This window comes from Stenotrophomonas sp. YJH_SMC_12-1 (assembly GCF_059370935.1).
Genome location: NZ_JCAFUD010000001.1, coordinates 641,547 through 659,241, shown reverse-complemented (window position 1 = coordinate 659,241; position 17,695 = coordinate 641,547). Strand labels below are relative to the sequence as shown.

General features: G+C 68.4%; 11 protein-coding genes. 9 read left to right on the top strand and 2 right to left on the bottom strand.

Going from position 1 to position 17,695, the window contains the following annotated elements; all coding sequences use genetic code 11:
• The first annotated feature begins 331 nt into the window (after positions 1 to 331).
• Together yoaA and tsaB are read left to right on the top strand one after the other, a co-directional pair.
• A complete protein-coding gene (yoaA, locus tag AC5P8Y_RS03020; protein WP_049452989.1) occupies positions 332 to 2,380 on the top strand; it encodes a DNA repair helicase YoaA in 2,049 nt (682 codons plus the stop codon).
• 9 nt (positions 2,381 to 2,389) lie between these two features.
• Positions 2,390 to 3,103, top strand: a complete 714-nt coding sequence (gene tsaB, locus AC5P8Y_RS03015) for a tRNA (adenosine(37)-N6)-threonylcarbamoyltransferase complex dimerization subunit type 1 TsaB (RefSeq protein ID WP_049402513.1) — start codon at positions 2,390 to 2,392, stop codon at positions 3,101 to 3,103.
• Between the two features lie 491 nt (positions 3,104 to 3,594).
• On the opposite strand, the gene AC5P8Y_RS03010 is transcribed toward tsaB, so the two are convergent.
• Both AC5P8Y_RS03010 and gshB read right to left on the bottom strand, forming a co-directional pair.
• Positions 3,595 to 4,479: an energy transducer TonB family protein gene (locus AC5P8Y_RS03010; protein ID WP_111108631.1), complete on the bottom strand. Its 885-nt coding sequence runs from the start codon at positions 4,477 to 4,479 to the stop codon at positions 3,595 to 3,597.
• Positions 4,479 to 5,426 (bottom strand): glutathione synthase, encoded by a 948-nt coding sequence (gshB, locus tag AC5P8Y_RS03005; RefSeq protein ID WP_049404563.1) that lies wholly within the window; start codon positions 5,424 to 5,426, stop codon positions 4,479 to 4,481. Before gshB ends, AC5P8Y_RS03010 begins: the two co-directional genes overlap by 1 nt.
• A 240-nt stretch (positions 5,427 to 5,666) precedes the next feature.
• On the opposite strand from gshB, the gene pilG reads away from it, so the two are divergent.
• The 7 genes from pilG (at position 5,667) to AC5P8Y_RS02970 (ending at position 17,608) form a co-directional block, all read left to right on the top strand.
• A complete protein-coding gene (pilG, locus tag AC5P8Y_RS03000) occupies positions 5,667 to 6,068 on the top strand; it encodes a twitching motility response regulator PilG (RefSeq protein WP_005418455.1) in 402 nt (133 codons plus the stop codon).
• Between the two features lie 18 nt (positions 6,069 to 6,086).
• Entirely contained in the window at positions 6,087 to 6,449 is a 363-nt protein-coding gene (locus tag AC5P8Y_RS02995; protein ID WP_005410717.1) for a response regulator, read from the top strand.
• On the top strand, positions 6,449 to 6,979 hold the full coding sequence (locus AC5P8Y_RS02990) for a chemotaxis protein CheW (RefSeq protein WP_005410716.1): 531 nt from the start codon (positions 6,449 to 6,451) through the stop codon (positions 6,977 to 6,979). The genes AC5P8Y_RS02995 and AC5P8Y_RS02990 overlap by 1 nt, the downstream gene beginning before the upstream one ends.
• A gap of 41 nt (positions 6,980 to 7,020) precedes the next feature.
• Entirely contained in the window at positions 7,021 to 9,057 is a 2,037-nt protein-coding gene (locus AC5P8Y_RS02985; RefSeq protein WP_005410715.1) for a methyl-accepting chemotaxis protein, read from the top strand.
• Positions 9,058 to 9,157: 100 nt separating this feature from the next.
• Positions 9,158 to 15,835 carry an Hpt domain-containing protein gene (locus AC5P8Y_RS02980; RefSeq protein WP_049404565.1) on the top strand — a complete coding sequence of 2,226 codons (6,678 nt, stop codon included), beginning with the start codon at positions 9,158 to 9,160 and terminating at the stop codon, positions 15,833 to 15,835.
• On the top strand, positions 15,822 to 17,147 hold the full coding sequence (locus AC5P8Y_RS02975) for a chemotaxis protein CheB (protein ID WP_033833437.1): 1,326 nt from the start codon (positions 15,822 to 15,824) through the stop codon (positions 17,145 to 17,147). The genes AC5P8Y_RS02980 and AC5P8Y_RS02975 overlap by 14 nt, the downstream gene beginning before the upstream one ends.
• The gene (locus AC5P8Y_RS02970) at positions 17,144 to 17,608 is read left to right on the top strand and encodes a chemotaxis protein CheW (RefSeq protein WP_033833436.1); all 465 of its coding nucleotides are present in this window, start codon (positions 17,144 to 17,146) and stop codon (positions 17,606 to 17,608) included. The genes AC5P8Y_RS02975 and AC5P8Y_RS02970 overlap by 4 nt, the downstream gene beginning before the upstream one ends.
• Positions 17,609 to 17,695: the final 87 nt, after the last annotated feature.

The following is a 17,695-nucleotide window of genomic DNA, read 5'->3' as shown; positions in this document are numbered from 1 at the left end:
CACGAAGCACGTCCATCCGTCACCGGGAAACTGTCGAAGGCGGGGCGGGAGGGGCAGGCAGGACCGTTGGCGCCATGGGCCCGAGGCACGCCTCGGGCGGGTTGGGCAGGACGCCCAACCCCGGTCTTGCCGTGTGCGCAGGACAGCGCACACGAGCAAGGCGCCATCGAGCCCCCATGGACGGGTTTACGGCGTGTCCTGCCTGCCCCTCCCGCCCCGCCAAACACGCAGCAACCCAGAGCCATGAACCACGCTGTTGCTGTTGCCTTTGCCTGCGCTCTGGCTTGAAACGGGTGCCGGGCAGCGCCCGGCCGGGTATCCTTTCCCTCTGATGTCCGACCTTGTCCATGCCAGCCGCGAAGCCCTCAGCGACGGCGGCGCGCTCGCCTCGCACCTGGATGCCTTCGTCCCGCGTCCGGCACAGCTGCACCTGACCGAAGCCATCGCCGATGCGCTGCAGCAGCGTGACCCGCTGCTGGCCGAGGCCGGTACCGGCACTGGCAAGACCTTTGCCTACCTGGTGCCGGTGCTGCTGTCCGGGCTGCGTACCATCATTTCCACCGGAACCCGCGCGCTGCAGGACCAGCTCTACCACCGCGATCTGCCACGGGTGCGTCAGGCGCTGGGTGTCGGCCTGCGCAGTGCGCTGCTGAAGGGGCGCGCGAACTACCTGTGCCGCTATCGCCTGCAGCAGGCGCGCGGCGAGCCGCGTTTTTCCAGCCCCGAACAGGCGGCGCAGTTCCAGCGCATCCTGGCCTGGTCCGGTCGTTCGGAGTTCGGTGACATCGCCGAACTGGAAGGCCTGGCCGATGATTCGCCGCTGCTGCCGATGGTCACTTCCACTGTCGACAACTGCCTGGGTACCGACTGCCCGTTCTGGGATGACTGCTTCGTGGTGCGCGCGCGGCAGCGTGCGCAGGCGGCCGATGTGGTGGTGGTCAACCATCACCTGCTGCTGGCCGATCTGGCCCTGAAGCAGGATGGCTTCGGTGAACTGCTGCCGGGGGCGCAGGCCTTCGTCATCGACGAGGCACACCAGCTGCCCGAATTGGCCGCGCAGTTCTTCGGCGAAGGTTTCGGCATGCGCCCGTGGCAGGAACTGGGCCGCGACTGCCTGGCCGAAGCGCGTGGCGTCGGCGGCGCGCAGTCGGCGCTGCAGGAACCGGTCGACCAGTTGCAGCAGGCGCTGCTGGCCCTGCGTTCGGCGATGGAGGGACTGCCGCCGCGTGGCACGCAATGGCGCGCGTTGGCGATGCCGCAGGTGCGCGATGGATTCGATACGGTGATGGCGGGGTTGGTGACGCTGGAGCAGGCACTGCAGCCGCTGCGCGAAGCCGCGGCGGGCCTGGATGCCTGCCATGCACGGGCGCGCGAAGCGGTCTCGCGGCTCAGCCGCTGGCTGGGCGATGACGAACCTGCCCTCGATTTCGATACCGACCCGGCGGAAACCGCCACTGCCGCTGATGTGCTCTGGTACGAGCTCACGCCACGTGGTTTTCGCTGCCAGCGCACGCCGATGGATGTGTCCGGCCCGTTGCGTGAGCATCGCGAACGCAGTCGCGCGGCATGGATCTTCACCTCGGCGACGCTGACCGTGGGCGGTGGCTTCGACCACATCGCCACCCGCCTGGGCCTGGACGATCCGCACACGCTGGTCCAGCCGAGTCCGTTCAATTGGCCCGAGCAGGCATTGTGCTACCTGCCCGAAGGCCTGCCTGATCCGGCTGCGCGGGGCTTCGGTACTGCGTTGATCCAGACCCTGCGGCCGGTGTTGCAGGCCTCGCAGGGCAGGGCATTCCTGTTGTTTGCCTCGCACCGTGCATTGCGCGAGGCCGCCGAGGCACTGCGTGATGGGCCATGGCCGTTGTTCGTGCAGGGCGAGGCGCCGCGCGCGACGCTGCTGCAGCGCTTCCGCGAATCGGGCAATGGCGTGCTGCTGGGCTCGGCCAGTTTCCGCGAGGGCGTGGACGTGGTGGGCGAGGCGCTGAGCGTGGTGATGATCGACAAGCTGCCGTTCGCGGCGCCGGACGATCCGGTGTACGAGGCACGGCTGGAGGCGATCCGCAGCCAGGGTGGCAATCCGTTCCGCGATGAGCAGCTGCCGCAGGCGGTGATTGCGCTGAAACAGGGCGTCGGTCGCCTGATCCGCAGTGAGAGCGACCGTGGTGTGTTGGTATTGTGCGACCCGCGCCTGCTCAACCGTGGTTATGGCCGGGTCTTCCTCGATTCACTGCCGCCATTCCGCCGTACCCGCAGTCTGGCCGATGTGCAGGCCTTCTTTACGCCACAATGGGCGCCCGTGGCCGATCATGCGGCTGCCCCGGCCGCCGTTGCGACCGGCCCCGAGCCGGCGCCCGGTGCCACGTTCCCCCTGTTCTGACCCGATCCGATGAAACTGCTCGCCTTTGAAACCGCCACCGAAGCCTGTTCCGTTGCCCTGCATGTCGATGGGCAGGTGCTGGAACGCTTCGAGATCGCCCCGCGCCGGCATGCCGAACTGAGCCTGCCGTGGGCCGAGGCGCTGCTGGCCGAAGCAGGCATCAGCCGCCGCCAGCTGGACGGTATCGCGCTCAGCCGCGGCCCGGGTGCGTTCACCGGCGTGCGCCTGGCGATCGCCATCGCGCAAGGCATTGCGCTGGCACTGGATCGGCCGTTGCTGCCGGTCTCGACGCTGCAGGTGCTGGCGCTGCGGGCACCGGCGGACGAAACGCAGATCCTGTCGGCGATCGATGCACGGATGGGGGAGCTGTATGTCGCGCGCTTCGAACGTGTAGACGGCCTACCGGTGGCACGCGATGCCGAGCGCGTGTGCGCACCCGCTGCGGTTGCGCTGCCGGAAGGGATGTCGGCCTACGGTGTCGGCACCGGTTTCGGTGCAGCCGAGGGGGCACTGGTGACCCAGCTGGGCACCGGCCTGCGCGGCTTTGATGCGACGGCGCTGCCGCGGGCGTCGGATGTATTGGCACTGGCGGTGCCGGCGTTCGCTCGCGGCGAAGCCATTGCACCGGAGAAGGTCGAGCCGGCGTACCTGCGTGACAATGTGGCGCTGACCCTGGTCGAGCAGCAGACCGCGCGCGAGGCGAAGGCGAAGGCCAACGGCTGAGCCCCTCGTGGCGGGATTGGTCGCGTAGATCAAAAGCCGTGGTTTGGCCGGGCGGGTGGGCTGCGCAGGGGGCGCTGCAAGTACGTCCCTGTAAGCTCGGTCGCCGCATCCATGCGGCTCACGCCCCTGCGCAGCCCACCCGCCCGGCCTCTGACAGTTTCCGTGTGCGTCTGCCACGGAAAATCAAAAAAGAGAATCAAAGTCAAAAGCGGATCGCTTCGCTCGCATCCACGCGTAGCGTGGATGTGTATCGACCAAGGTCGACACCTACCAAAGCAGTGGTGCGCCGCGATCTGTCAGAGGCGGGGCGGTGTCGGGCGGCGGGGTATCCGCGGCATGGATGCCGCGGCTAAGCCTACACGGACGTACTTGCGGCGTCCCCGCCGCCCGACACCGCCTCGCCACGCTTCAGTACACCAACCGCCGCTGTTGCTGTTGCCGTTGCTCTAGCCTTTCAGCGGGTCCCGGGCCGCAGGCCCGGGCAACAAACCCTACCGGTCGTCGCGCAGTTCGCCGCCCGGCAGGAACACCCACGTACGGGTAACCTGCAGGATGTCGATTTCGTCTTCAGTCTTCGGCAATGGCGGGAACGGCTGGGCCAGCTGCACCACCCGCAGTGCGGCCTCATCCAACAATGGCGTCCCGCTCGAACGCAGGATCCGGCTGCTCTCCACGCTGCCATCGCGGCGCACGCCCACGCTGATCACTACCTGGCCGCCGAGGCGGCGCTGCCGCGCCTCATCCGGGTAATTCAGGTTGCCTACCTTCTCGGCACGGTCGACCCAGGCGCGCAGGTAATTGGCATAGGCATACTCACGCGTGCTGGCCGACACGAACTTGCGGTTCGGGCGCTTGGCGTACTGCGCCGAGCGCAGATGTACTTCGGCAGCCAGCCGCGCCATCTCCACGTCGCGCTGTTCGCGTGCGCTCAAGGGCGCATCCGGTTCGGGCTGATCCGGCGTGGGGCGGGACTGCGCCTGCGCCACCACCTCTTCGCCATTGCGGCTGCTGACCACCCGTGCCTGTGGCGGCGGAACCGGCGCGGCCGATTGCTGCTGCTGTGGAACCGGGCTGATTCCGGACTGGGCCTGCGGCACGATGCCGGCCTGGTTGTCGCGCGGACGCTGTGCGCGGTCGTGCTCGCCACCGCCTTCCTGATTGGCCGCGGCCAGGAAATCGGCCTGCTTCGGGGTCAGCGCGGTGCGGGTCTGGCTGAAAATGACTTCCAGTGTCGGCACCAGCGGCGCATCGCCCTTCACGGCGAAGCCCACGCCCAGGATCAGCAGGGCGTGGACCAGCACCGACAGCGCGATGGTCGCCCCCAGCCGTTGCGCTTCGCGCGGCGGCGGGGGCAGGACGGCAGGTGCGGCAGACATCAGCGCAGGCCGGCCTCGAGTGCGTCGAACAGGGTGCCAGCGATGTTCAGGCCGTACTGCGAGTCCAGTTCGCGCACGCAGGTCGGGCTGGTCACGTTGACCTCGGTCAGGTAATCGCCGATCACGTCCAGGCCGACGAAGCGCATGCCGCGGCGCTTCATCTCCGGGCCGACCTGGGCGGCGATCCAGCGGTCGCGCTCGCTCAGCGGGCGGCCTTCGCCGCGGCCGCCGGCGGCCAGGTTGCCGCGGAATTCATCGCCCTGCGGGATGCGCGCCAGGCAGTAGTCCACCGGTTCGCCATCGACCAGCAGGATGCGCTTGTCGCCAGCGGTGATGTCGGGAATGAACTTCTGGGCCAGCGCCAGCTTGCGGCCGCCGTCGGTCAGGGTTTCCAGGATCACGTTCAGATTCGGATCGCCCTGGCCGCTGCGGAAGATCGAGCGGCCGCCCATGCCGTCCAGCGGCTTCAGCACGGCCTGGCCGTGCTCCAGCGCAAAGGCCTTCAAGACCTTCGCGTCGCGGCTGACCAGGGTCGGCGGGCAGCACTGGGGGAACAGCAGCGCGGCCAGCTTCTCGTTGTAGTCGCGCAGGCCCTGCGGGTTGTTGACCACGCAGGCGCCAGCCGCTGCGGCCACGTCCAGCACCTGGGTGTCGTAGATGTATTCGGCGTCGACCGGCGGGTCCTTGCGCATCAGCACGATCTGGCCGGGGCCGAACTCGGTGCGGCTGAACGCGCCCAGCTCATACCAGCCGGCCGGGTCGTCGCGCACCTGCAGCGGCGCGGTCTGGGCCACCGCTACGCCACCCTCCAGGGCCAGGCCGCCCGGGCGCACGTAGTGCAGGGCATGGCCGCGGCGCTGGGCTTCCAGCAGCATGGCGAAGGTGGTGTCCTTGGCGATCTTGATGTGGGCGATGGGATCCATCACCACGATGACGTTCAACGGCATGGGCGCACCTGTCAGGCAAGGCGTTGATGGTAGCGGCAACGCCGCTCGCGCGCCTCCCCGCCGTCCTGCAACGCAGCGTCCGCCCGGCGGTCGCGCACGCATTGCGAAACCCGTCACGTTCAGGAGGGTGCCATGCCCCGCGCCATGGGGCGGCCTTGAAGCGGGCGCGGAAAGTGCGATATAGATACGCTTTCGTAGCGGCCCCCGCCAGAGATCGGGCCGTGCGCTTGGGGATAGGCAATGACTGAAAACACGACTGCGGGCGGGGAACTCGCAGGACTCCGGGTGATGGTCATCGATGATTCGAAGACCATCCGCAGGACTGCGGAAACGCTGCTCAAGCGCGAAGGCTGCGAGGTGGTCACCGCCACCGACGGCTTCGAAGCGCTTGCGAAGATCGCAGACCAGCAGCCGCAGATCATCTTCGTCGACATCATGATGCCGCGCCTGGACGGGTACCAGACCTGTGCGCTGATCAAGGGCAACCAGCTGTTCAAGGCGACCCCGGTCATCATGCTCTCGTCCAAGGATGGCCTGTTCGACAAGGCGCGGGGACGCATCGTCGGCTCGGAGCAGTACCTGACGAAGCCTTTCACGCGTGAAGAACTGCTGGGTGCCATCCGCACATACGTCAACGCCTGACCAGGGGGGAAAGGCACAATGGCTCGTATCGTTCTGATCGAGGATTCACCGACCGACCGCGCGGTGTTCACCCAGTGGCTGCGCCGTGCCGGCCACGAGGTGCTGGAGGCGGACAATGCCGAGGATGGACTGCAGCTGGTCCGCGACCAGGTGCCGCAGCTGGTGCTGATGGACGTGGTACTGCCCGGCATGAGCGGCTTCCAGGCCACCCGCGCGATGGCCCGTGATGCGGCGATCAAGCACATCCCGGTGATCATCGTCAGCACCAAGGCGATGGAAACCGACAAGGCCTGGGGCCTGCGCCAGGGCGCGGCCGATTACATCGTCAAGCCGCCGCGCGAGGATGAACTGATCGCGCGGATCAACGAACTGGTGGCCTGATGCGCTCGCCCTTCGACATTCTCGAAGCCTACGAACGGCGCAGCCTGGCCCACGCGGTGCAGCTGCCCGAGCGGCAGTTCGCCCAGGACCTCTGGCGTGGCGTGGGTTACCGCGTCGGCCAGCGCCGGCTGGTGTCCGATTTCCGCGAAGTGGTGGAAATCGTGCCGATGCCGCCGGTGACCCCGGTGCCGTGCGCGCAGCCGTGGCTGCTGGGCGTGGGCAATCTGCGCGGCAACCTGTTCCCGGTGGTCGACCTGAAGTACTTCCTGGAAGGCACGCGTACCGTGCAGCAGGAAGGCCAGCGCGTGCTGATCATGCGCCAGGCCGGCGGCGACGTCGCCCTGACCATCGATGAACTGTTCGGCCAGCGCAGCTTTGAACTGGACCAGCAGATCGCGGCCGGCACGCTGGCCGAAGGGCGCTACGGCCACTTCGTCGATCGCGCCTTCCACGCCGACGGCCACGACTGGGGCGTGTTCTCCCTCTCGCTGCTGTCGCGTACCCCTGAATTCCGGCAAGCCGCGGCCTGAGGCCGGGCATCGCCCCCTGCATTGAAGATCGAGGTTGAACGATGAGTACTGCTTCGGACGCCACCAAGACCGGCAAGCTGCGGCTGGGCGGCAGCAACCTCTGGCTGTTCCTGCTGCTGGCATCGATGATCCTGTTCGGCGTCAACACCGGCGTCGCCACCTGGCAGGGCAGTCGCCTGGCCGATGCCGGTTCCAAGGCGGCCGACCTGCAGGTGCTGTCGCAGCAGCTGGCCAACCAGGGCCGTGACGCGGTGGGCGGCAACGCGCAGGCGTTCACCGCCTTCAAGGCGACCCGCAACGCGATCGAACAGAACGTGTCGACACTGCAGGGGCGCTACGGCAAGGAGCCGGGCGTGTCCGGTGCCATCGCCACCCTGGGCGAGACCTGGGCGCCGCTGGGCAAGCAGGCCGGGCAGCTGGTCGCCAGTGAACCGGCGGTGCTGGCGCTGGCTGGCAACGCCAACAACTTCACCGGTGCGGTGCCGGGCCTGCAGGCCCAGCTGAACGAGCTGGTGCGTGCGATGTCGGCCTCCGGCGCGCCGTCGTCGCAGGTGTACAGCGCCCTGCAGCAGGTGGTGGTGGCCGGCTCCATGGCCCGTCGCGTGACCGAAATGCGCGCCGGTGGCAGCGCCGCAGCGACGTCCGGCGATGCACTGGCACGCGACATCACCGTGTTCTCGCAGGTGCTCGACGGCCTGCGCAACGGCAACGAGGAACTGGGCATCACCGCCGTGCGCGGTGCCGCCGCCGTCGCCGCACTGGAGCAGTCGCAGCAGAAGTGGGAAGCGATGAAGCAGGACGCTGACGCGATCCTGGCCAGCTCGCGCCAGCTGTTCGCGGCGCAGTCCGCCGCCACCGCGCTGGGCCAGGGTTCGGCCCACATGCTGGATGACAGCCGCAAGCTGTTCGATGCGTTCTCTTCGTTCGGCTCGGTGTCTGACACCCGCCTGTTCCCGAACTTCTGGATCGGTGTGGTATCCGGTGCGCTGTCGCTGATCGCGATCATCGGCTTCGTTTCCACCAACGTGCGCAGCCGCTCGCGCGAGCAGGAACTGCGCTACCAGACCCAGGTGGAATTCAACAGCCGCAACCAGCAGGCGATCATGCGGCTGCTGGACGAAATCTCCTCGCTGGGTGAGGGCGACCTGACGGTGAAGGCCTCGGTGACCGAGGACATGACCGGCGCCATCGCCGACGCGATCAACTACGCCGTCGACGAGCTGCGCCACCTGGTGACCACCATCAACGACACCTCGGCCAAGGTCGCGCTGTCCACCCAGGAAACCCAGGCCACCGCCATGCAGCTGGCAGAGGCGGCGGGCCACCAGGCCAACCAGATCACCTCGGCGTCGGACCGCATCGGCGAAATCGCGGCGAGCATCGAACAGGTGTCGCGCAACTCGGCCGAGTCGGCCGACGTGGCACAGCGTTCGGTGGTGATCGCCGCCGAAGGTGCCGGCGTGGTGCGCGAGACCATCCAGGGCATGGACCAGATCCGTGACCAGATCCAGGAAACCTCCAAGCGCATCAAGCGCCTGGGTGAGTCGTCGCAGGAAATCGGCTCGATCGTGGAACTGATCAACGACATTTCCGAACAGACCAACATCCTGGCGTTGAACGCGGCAGTGCAGGCGGCGTCGGCCGGTGAAGCGGGTCGCGGTTTCGCGGTCGTGGCCGACGAAGTGCAGCGCCTGGCAGAACGTACCTCCGGCGCGACCCGACGCATCGAGAACCTGGTGCAGGCCATTCAGGCCGATACCAACGAAGCGGTCACCTCGATGGAACAGACCACCGCCGAAGTGGTGTCCGGTGCACGCCTGGCCGAGGATGCCGGCACCGCGCTGACCGAGATCGAGCGCGTGTCCAATGCACTGAACACCCTCATCAAGAACATCTCCATCGCCGCCCAGCAGCAGTCGGCTGCGGCCTCGGACATCACCCGCACCATGGGCGTGATCCGGCAGATCACCGGCCAGACCTCGCAGGGTGCCGGGCAGACCGCCGAATCGATCGGCCACCTCGCGCAGCTGGCGGCCGACCTGCGTCGTTCGGTCGCCGACTTCAAGCTGCCGGCGTGACGCGGGCAGGGCGGCGAGCAAGGAACCAGTCGATGAAGCATTTCCATTCCCCACGCCAGAACTCGCGCGGCTTCCGCGCGGCGGCGAACGGAGCGCGTCCATGAGCAGTCTGCGCGATGCGATGAGCCACGCAGCGCTGGGCTGGGTCAAGCCCGAGCTGGACGAGACCCTGCGCCAGGTGCGCAACGAAGTCGAGTACTACGCGGAAGACCCGACCGACGCCAGCCGCATGCGCATCTGCGCCGGCTACCTGCACCAGGTGCAGGGCACCCTGCGCATGGTCGAGCTGTACGCCCCGGCCATGGTGGCCGAGGAGCTGGAACAGCTGGCCAATGCCATTGGCGCCGGTGGCGTGGCCGATCGGGATGAAGCCTGCGCGACCCTGATGCGTGGCAGCGTGCTGCTGCCCGATTACCTGGAGCGCCTGCAGAACGGTCACCGTGACATCCCGATCGTGCTGATGCCGCTGCTGAACGAGATCCGTGCCGCACGTGGCGAAGAGGGCGTACATGACAGCGTGCTGCTGGCATTCGCACCGGACAGCGTCACCGCCACCGAGGCCGAGCTGGACCATGCCCGTGGCAGCCTGAGCGGGCGCAACCGCGAGCTGCTCGATACCGTGGGCAGTGCAGTGAAGGAAGAACTGCTGCGCATCAAGGATGCGCTGGACCTGCACCTGCGTACCGGCGGTGCGCCGGAGCAGCTGCAGACCCAGGCCAACGAGCTCGGTGCGGTCGCCGATACGCTGGGCATGATGGGCCTGGGCGTGGCCCGCGGCGTGGTCGTGCAGCAACGTGATGCCCTGCGTGGCGTGGTCGAGGGCCGCCAGCAGATCGACGAAAACCTGCTGCTGGATATCGCCGGGGCGCTGCTCTACGTGGATGCGTCGCTGGATGACCAGGTCGCCCACCTGGGCGCCGGCGGCAGTGGCCAGGACGATCCGAGCGCAGTGGAGAACCGGCGCACGGTAGAGGTGCTGGCGCACGAGGCCATCGCCAACTTCGCCGCCGCGCGCGAGCACTTCGTCGCGTTCATTGAAACCAGCTGGAACCATGCCGAGCTGCACGACGTGCCGCGCCTGCTGGGCGATGTGTCCGGTGCGCTGCGCATGCTCGACCTGGGTACCGCCGCCGATTACCTGCGCGGTGTGCAGCAGTACATCGAAGCCGAGCTGATCGGTCGCCAGCGCGTGCCGAGTGGCCGCCAGCTGGACACGCTGGCCGACGCCATGGCCAGCCTGGAGTACTACCTGGAAGCCCTGCGCGACCGTCGTCCGGGTCGCGAGGACATCCTCGACATCACCCGCAGCAGCCTTGAGGCGCTGCGCTACTGGCCGTTGCCGGACCACGATGCGGCTGAGCCGGCAGCGTCCGTGCCGCAGTCGATCGAGCGTGAGCCGGTCGTGCTGCAGGGCGAGGCACTGCAGCCAGAGCACATCGAGATCCCGGTACAGTCGGCCGCGCCGGCACCCGGTGAGGTGCCGGTACCGCTGCCGGACTTCACCTTCGATCCGCCACCGGCCACGCCTTCGCCTGCAGCGGCGGACAACAGCTTGATGTTCGGTGGGCTGGGATCCGTCGCCTCCGCGCCACTATCGCTGCGTGACGAGTCGGATGCACCGCTGGTCTTTGCCGCCTCCAGTGCACCTGCACCCGAGGTCCCGCAATGGGATCTGGCACCGTTCCATCCTGAGACCGATCCGCCCGCTCCAGCGGACGATGAGCGCAGTCCGACGTTTGCCAGCTTCGATCCGGTCAGTTTCGAACAGCTCGATGCAGGGCAGGGCGCCGCCGCCCATTGGACGCTGTCGGAGGCGGCTCTGCCAGTGCAGTCCAATGCGACAACCGGCCTGGACGTAGAGGACGCCGCCGACGCCTCGCTGTCCATCGAGACCGGCGCGCATGCCGCACCGGGGTTCGACCCGGTGGCCGCCGAACATGACGCGGTTTCTGCAAGTGACGACGTCGTGTTCCGTTTCGATGCCGATGCGCTGGACAATGCCGACGACGTGTTGTCGCTGCATGCGATGGAGGCATTGTCGCTGGAGGACGCTGCCGGGCTGCATCCGTCGCTGGAGAGCATCGATGCCACTGCCCCTGCGGTGGTGGAAGAGAGCCCGGCTGCCGCAGAGCCGGACATCACCCCTGTGGATGTGCCGGTGGAAGCGCCCGCACCGCTTGCCGATGTGCCGGCAGCGGCGGTGTCGATGATCGACATCGACACCATCGCACCGATTGATTTCAGCGAAGCCGACGCGCAGTTCTTTGCCGAGCTGAGCGCTGCCGCCGCGGACTTCAATCCGCAGGCGACCCCGACGCCGGCCGATGCGGAAGCGCCAGTCGCCGTGGGCAGCGCGGAAGATGCAGACGCCGGCTTCGAGGCCGGCTTCGACGACGATGCCGAGAACATCGACGAGGACATCCGCGAGGTGTTCCTGGAAGAGTTCGACGACGAACTGGCCAACCTCGGAACGTTGCTGCCGGCATGGCGCATGCAGCCGGACAACATGGACCGTCTGCGTCCCATCCGCCGCATCTTCCATACGCTCAAGGGCAGTGGCCGACTGGTCGGTGCACGCACCCTGGGCGAATTCGCGTGGAAGATCGAGGGCATGCTCAACCGCGTGCTCGACGGCAGCCGCCCGGCGACGCCAGCCGTGCTGGCCATGGTCGACAACGCGCATGCCGCGCTGCCGCAGCTGAACGCCGCGTTGCGTCATGGCCAGCGGATCAGCGTGGACCTGCAAGCGATGCAGGCCATTGCCGATCGCGTCGGCGCGGGTGAGGAAACCTATTACGTACCGCTGCCGGTTGCGGCCGCTCCCGCCGCACCGGTGGTCGAAGCCGATGGCGAGGACGAGATCAGCCGCATCCTCGAAGCCGAAGCAATGGCGTCGGTGCAGGCTGAAGCCGATGCGGACCCGGCGCCTGAAGCATTGGGCACGCCGGCCAACATCGACAGCGTGCTGCGCGAGATCCTGGAAGCCGAAGTGGAGGTCCACCAGGCGACCCTGCAGGACTGGCTGCGCTTGGCGCAGCAGGCGCCGCAGCCGGTCAGCGACGCGCTGCTGCGCGCGGTGCACACCATGAACGGCGCCTTCGCGATGACCGAAGTGCCGGAAATCACTGCCGTTACCGGCGGTGCCGAGTCCTACATCAAGCGCGCGCTGGCCGCGGACGTGGTGCCGGGCGACGAGGGCGTGGCTGCGCTGGATGCGACCGCGCAGGCGATCACCGCGACCATGGAAGCGCTGCAGGCCGAGCAGCCGCGCATCACGCCACAGGAAGCGTTGGTACAGCGCCTGCAGGCGCTGGCCGGTGAACTGCCGGAAGCGCGCTGGCCGATGGTCGGGCTGGAGGACGAGGATGAAGAGGGCATCGAGCTGGCGCCTGATGTCGGGCAGGCATCCGAAGCCGAAGCGCCGCTGGCCGGGCTGGACACGCTGGACGAAACCAGCATGGCGTCCGCTTTCGATGTGGCGCCCGATCTCATTGCCGAGCCGCAGCCGCTTGCCGAAGATGCGCTGGAACCGGTTCCAGCTGCAACCGACCCGCAGACGCTGGACATCGCAGCCGACAGCGGCCTGGACGTGGGCGAGCTGACCGCCAGCGACGATCTTTCGCGTTACTTCGACGCCGGCTGGCCGTCGGTGCCGGGCAAAGGTGAACCTGCGGTGGCGGACCCCGGCGCGATTGAATCGATCCAGCCGGTCGAGAGTGCGCCTGTTGTCGAAGTGGCCGAAGCAGATGCCGTGCCCACGATCGCGACGGTCGACGACGCTGATCTGACCATGGCCGACGATCTGTCGCCCTACCTCGACGCCAGTGCGCTGCCGGTGGATGACCGCGACGCGGAAGAGCGGCCGGTGCCTGCGGAAGTTGACGCGATCGACCTGAATACGCCGTTGTCCTTTGATTCGGGCAGTGCCGATGACAGCGTCATTGACGCCGCTGCTGCACTGCCACTCGACAGCGGGCTGTCGAGCCTGCAGGATGAAATGGCTGCGCCGGGTTTTGCAGAACCGGTCACGCTGGCAGCCGCGCTCGAGGCCGGCCTGCACGTGATCGAAGACGAGCAGACCCTGGACGACGACGGGCAATGGCCCGTGCTCGGCCTCCAGGCCAGCGAACTCGCGCCGGGCGAGGCGGAAGCCTTTGCCGAGGATGCGGACGTCGGCGGGGAGGCGGCGGTCGGCGAAGGAGAGAGCGCCGATCAGCCGTCCCCGGCGACGGTGAACGAGGTGAGCGCTGCCGAAGCACTGCAGGCCACCGCCGAGCCGGTGCGGTTCTTCGAACTGGAAGAAGCGCCGGGGCAGGGCACGGCCAACACCGATGCCGAACCTGCCGAGGCCGACGCCGGAGAGCGGGCGCCGCTCCACGATGAAGCCTCCACCCTGGAAGACACCGCGGATGGCGCCGATGCGCTCGACTTCAGCGTGTACGACCGCGAACTGGTCGACATCTTCGTCGAGGAAGGCAAGGATCTGCTCGACCACTGCGATGGCCTGATCAGCGAGCTTCGCAATGCGCCGCAGGATCGCGAGGTGCTGGCCGGCCTGCAACGTGACCTGCACACCCTGAAGGGGGGCGCACGCATGGCCGGCATCAATGCCATCGGCGACCTTGGCCACAGCATCGAATCCCTGCTGGAAGCCGTGGCGGCCGGCCGCACCGAGATCGAACGCCGCGACGTGCAGCTGCTGGAGCGCGGCTTCGACCGCCTGCACCAGCTGCTGACGCGGACCGGTGCCCACCGCGTGGTGGCGCCTGCACAGGACCTGGTGGAGGCCTTCGAGGTCCGCACCACCACCGATATCGCGGCGGCCGCTGCGGCCGCGCGTGCGGCCAGCGAGGCCGAGGCCGTGCCGGCACAGGCTGTGGGCCCGCTGACGACGCCGGCCGATGCCCCGCTGTCGGCACCACTGCCGGCCGAAGGCGTGGCCGACGAAGATCCGCTGGCGCGTCCGCAGCAGGAGCAGGTGCGGGTGCGCGCCGACCTGCTCGACCGCCTGGTCAACCATGCCGGTGAAGTGGCGATCTATCGCTCGCGTCTGGAACAGCAGCTGGGTGCCTTCCGTGGTGCCATGGCCGAACTGGAGCGCACCAATGCGCGACTGCGCGACCAGCTGCGCCGACTCGACCTGGAAACCGAGGCGCAGATCGTCGCCCGCTACCAGCGCGAGCAGGACCAGGCGGACCAGAAGTTCGATCCGCTGGAACTGGACCGTTTCTCCACCCTGCAGCAGCTCAGCCGTGCGCTGAACGAGTCCGCCGCCGACCTTGGCGGCCTGCAGGGCGTCCTGGACGATCTGTCGCGCCAGTACGACTCCCTGCTGCAGCAGCAGTCGCGCGTAAGCTCGGAACTGCAGGATGGCCTGATGCGCGCGCGCATGGTGCCGTTCGACGGTCTGGTGCCGCGCCTGCGCCGCGTGGTCCGCCAGTCCGGCATGGATACCGGCAAGCAGGTCCACCTGACCCTGGAAGGTACCCACGGCGAACTGGACCGCAACGTCCTCGACCGCATGGTCGCGCCGCTGGAACACATGCTGCGCAACTCCGTGGCCCATGGCCTGGAGGCGCCGGAACAGCGCCGCGCCGCCGGCAAGCCGGAGGAGGGCGAGATCGCCATCCGCCTGCACCGCGAAGGCTCGGAAATCGTGCTGGAAGTGGCCGATGACGGCGCCGGCCTGGACCGCGAGGCGATCCGCCGCCGCGCCATCGACCGTGGCCTGCTGGCTGCCGATGCCCAGCCGAACGAGCAGGAACTGGACAACCTGATCTTCGCCTCTGGTTTCACCACCGCCGACCAGGTCAGCCAGCTGGCAGGCCGTGGCGTGGGCATGGACGTGGTGCGCAACGAAGTGCGCCAGCTGGGCGGTTCGGTCGATATCCAGTCAGTGCGGGGCCAGGGCGTGCGCTTCACCCTGCGCCTGCCGCAGACGCTGGCGGTCACCCAGGCGGTGTTCGTGCAGATCGGCGAAACCACCTTTGCGGTGCCGGTCGCATCGGTCAGTGGCATCGGCCGCCTGTCGCGCGAGCGTTTCGAAGCGGCCGACAGCAGCTATCGCTACAGCGGCGAGGACTATCCGCTGTACGACCTCGGCAGCCTGGTCGGGCAGGCCCCGGCGCGTGCCGATGGCCAGGACCAGGTACCGCTGCTGCTGGTCCGTGCCGGTGACCTGCGTGCCGCCGTGGCGATCGACCAGGTGCTGGGCAACCGCGAAATCGTGGTCAAGCCGGTCGGCCTGCAGATCGCGTCGGTGCCGGGCATCTACGGTGCAACCATCACCGGCGATGGCCGCGTGGTGGTGATCCTGGACGTCGCGCCGCTGGTGCGCCGCTTCCTCGCCAACCCGACGCTGCCGGTGCTGGCCAACGCGCCACGCCAGGAGCGCCAGGTGCCGCTGGTGATGGTGGTGGACGATTCGCTGACCATGCGCAAGGTGACCGGGCGCATCCTCGAACGCCACAACTTCGAGGTCAGCGTCGCCCGCGACGGCGTGGAAGCACTGGAGCGCCTGGAAGAACGCGTGCCCGACCTGATGCTGCTGGACATCGAGATGCCGCGCATGGATGGTTACGAGCTGGCCACCGCGATGCGTGCCGACCCGCGCTACAAGGACGTGCCGATCGTGATGATCACCTCGCGCAGCGGCGACAAGCACCGCCAGCGCGCCTTCGAGATCGGCGTGCAGCGCTACCTGGGCAAGCCGTACCAGGAGCTGGACCTGATGCGTAACGTGTACGACCTGCTGGGGATCGCCCGTGTCCGTGAGTGAAGCCCAGGCGGCCCCGGCCGTCGCCCTGCTGGCCCGTCCTGGCGCGGCGCGCGAGCGCCTGCGCGAGGCGTTGTCGCATGCCGATGTGCAGCTGGTGCTGGAAGACGACCCCAACGGCCTGGAGCCGCAGCTGCTGCAGGACGCGCGTCCACAGTTCGTGGTGATCGCGCTGGAAGCGGCCATCGAGGATGCTCTGGAGCGGCTTGAAGCGGTGCTGTCCGCACCAGGCCTGACCCTGGTCTTCGACGAAGCCGAGCTGGCGGCGCGCCGTGATGGCTGGGAGGCACAGCGCTGGGGCCGCCATCTGGCCGCCAAGCTGCACGGCCACCAGCAGGTGCTGCCGCCGGGTGCGGAAGACGAACCCACCCTGCAGCTGGAACCGGGTCACCCGGCACCGCCGCCGGCACCACGGGAAGAAGCGCTCCAGCCGCATCTGGACCAGGCATTGAGCTGGGCCGACGAGGTACCGGCGGACAGCCTGTATGCGCCACCGGCGCACCTGCACGAACCGATCGCGCTGGAGCAGGCACTGGCCGCGCTGCAGCCGGTGGTGCCGGAGCCGCTGGAGGCAGCGCCGATGCAGCCGGTTGCCGCACCGGCAACGCCGCCGGTGTCCTTCGACCACACCGCGTGGTCGCTGGTCGAGGACGTAGCAGACGCACCCGCAGCCACCGGGTACAGCGCCGCGATGGAAGCCCCGCTGCCGTCCTTCGATACCGATCACCTCAGCCTGGTGGACCTGGACACTGCGGCGCCTGCGGGCGCACGTGCCGGCTCGCTGCTGGTGCTGGCCGGCATTGGCGGCCCGGATGCGCTGCGCCGCCTGCTCGGTGCGCTGCCGTCGTCGCTGAGCGTGCCGGTGCTGGTGCACATGCGCCTGGACGGTGGCCGCTACGGCAACCTGGTCAAGCAGATGGCACGGGTGTCGCCGCTGCCGGTGCAGCTGGCCGAAGCCGGCCAGCGTGCAACACCCGGTGAAGTGCGCGTGCTGGCCGATGACATCGGCGTGCAGGCAGCCAGCGACGGCCTGTATTTCGTCAGCGACGCGCAAGGTATTTCGATTGCCGGGCTGCCGGCCGACCACACTGCGCTGGTCCTGCTCAGCGGCGCCGACCTTGCGCATGTGGGTCCGGTGCTGGATCTGGCCGCCGCCGGTGCCTGGGTGGCCGGGCAGGTCGGCGAGGGATGCTATGACCCTGCCGCAGCCACGGCGGTGGTCGCCGCTGGCATGGTGGCGGGTGAGCCACAGGAACTGGCGCAGGCCATCGCCTCGCGCTGGGGCGTGGAAGACGATAACGGAGAGGCACCATGAGCTATGCCAGCAATGACGAAATCCGCGGCGTCCTGATCCAGGCCGGCAACGAGCGCGTGCTGCTGCCCAATGCCACCGTGGCCGAAATGATGTCGCGGGTGCCGGTGCAGCCGGTTTCCGACGCCCCGCGCTGGCTGGTCGGCGAAATCGGCTGGCACGGTTGGCAGGTGCCGCTGGTGTCGTTCGCGCGCCTTTCCGGCCTGGGCGAGGAAGCCGTGGGCGGCCACAACAAGGTCGTCGTGCTGAAGGCCCTCAGCGGCAACGCGCAGCGCCCCTACTACGCGCTGCTGACGCAGAATTTCCCGCAGTTGATCTCGGTGCCGCGCGATGGCCTGCTGGCCGATGCTTCCGAGGAAACCCTGCCGCAGATCGTGCACATGCGCGTGCTGCTGGGTGAGCAGAGCGCGCTGCTGCCGAACCTGGATGCGCTGGAAGCCGCGCTGGATTCGCTGGCGACCTGATCGGCAATCCGCCGGTCGGGTTCCCGGTAGTGCCGGCCGCTGGCCGGCAACCTCATGATCCCTTGGATGCCGGCCAGCGGCCGGCAC

Coding starts and splice junctions, on each gene's coding strand:
- yoaA (WP_049452989.1), top strand. CDS start 332: ATGTCCGACCTTGTCCATGCCAGCCGCGAAGCCCTCAGCGACGGCGGC.
- tsaB (WP_049402513.1), top strand. CDS start 2,390: ATGAAACTGCTCGCCTTTGAAACCGCCACCGAAGCCTGTTCCGTTGCC.
- AC5P8Y_RS03010 (WP_111108631.1), bottom strand. CDS start 4,479: ATGTCTGCCGCACCTGCCGTCCTGCCCCCGCCGCCGCGCGAAGCGCAA.
- gshB (WP_049404563.1), bottom strand. CDS start 5,426: ATGCCGTTGAACGTCATCGTGGTGATGGATCCCATCGCCCACATCAAG.
- pilG (WP_005418455.1), top strand. CDS start 5,667: ATGACTGAAAACACGACTGCGGGCGGGGAACTCGCAGGACTCCGGGTG.
- AC5P8Y_RS02995 (WP_005410717.1), top strand. CDS start 6,087: ATGGCTCGTATCGTTCTGATCGAGGATTCACCGACCGACCGCGCGGTG.
- AC5P8Y_RS02990 (WP_005410716.1), top strand. CDS start 6,449: ATGCGCTCGCCCTTCGACATTCTCGAAGCCTACGAACGGCGCAGCCTG.
- AC5P8Y_RS02985 (WP_005410715.1), top strand. CDS start 7,021: ATGAGTACTGCTTCGGACGCCACCAAGACCGGCAAGCTGCGGCTGGGC.
- AC5P8Y_RS02980 (WP_049404565.1), top strand. CDS start 9,158: ATGAGCAGTCTGCGCGATGCGATGAGCCACGCAGCGCTGGGCTGGGTC.
- AC5P8Y_RS02970 (WP_033833436.1), top strand. CDS start 17,144: ATGAGCTATGCCAGCAATGACGAAATCCGCGGCGTCCTGATCCAGGCC.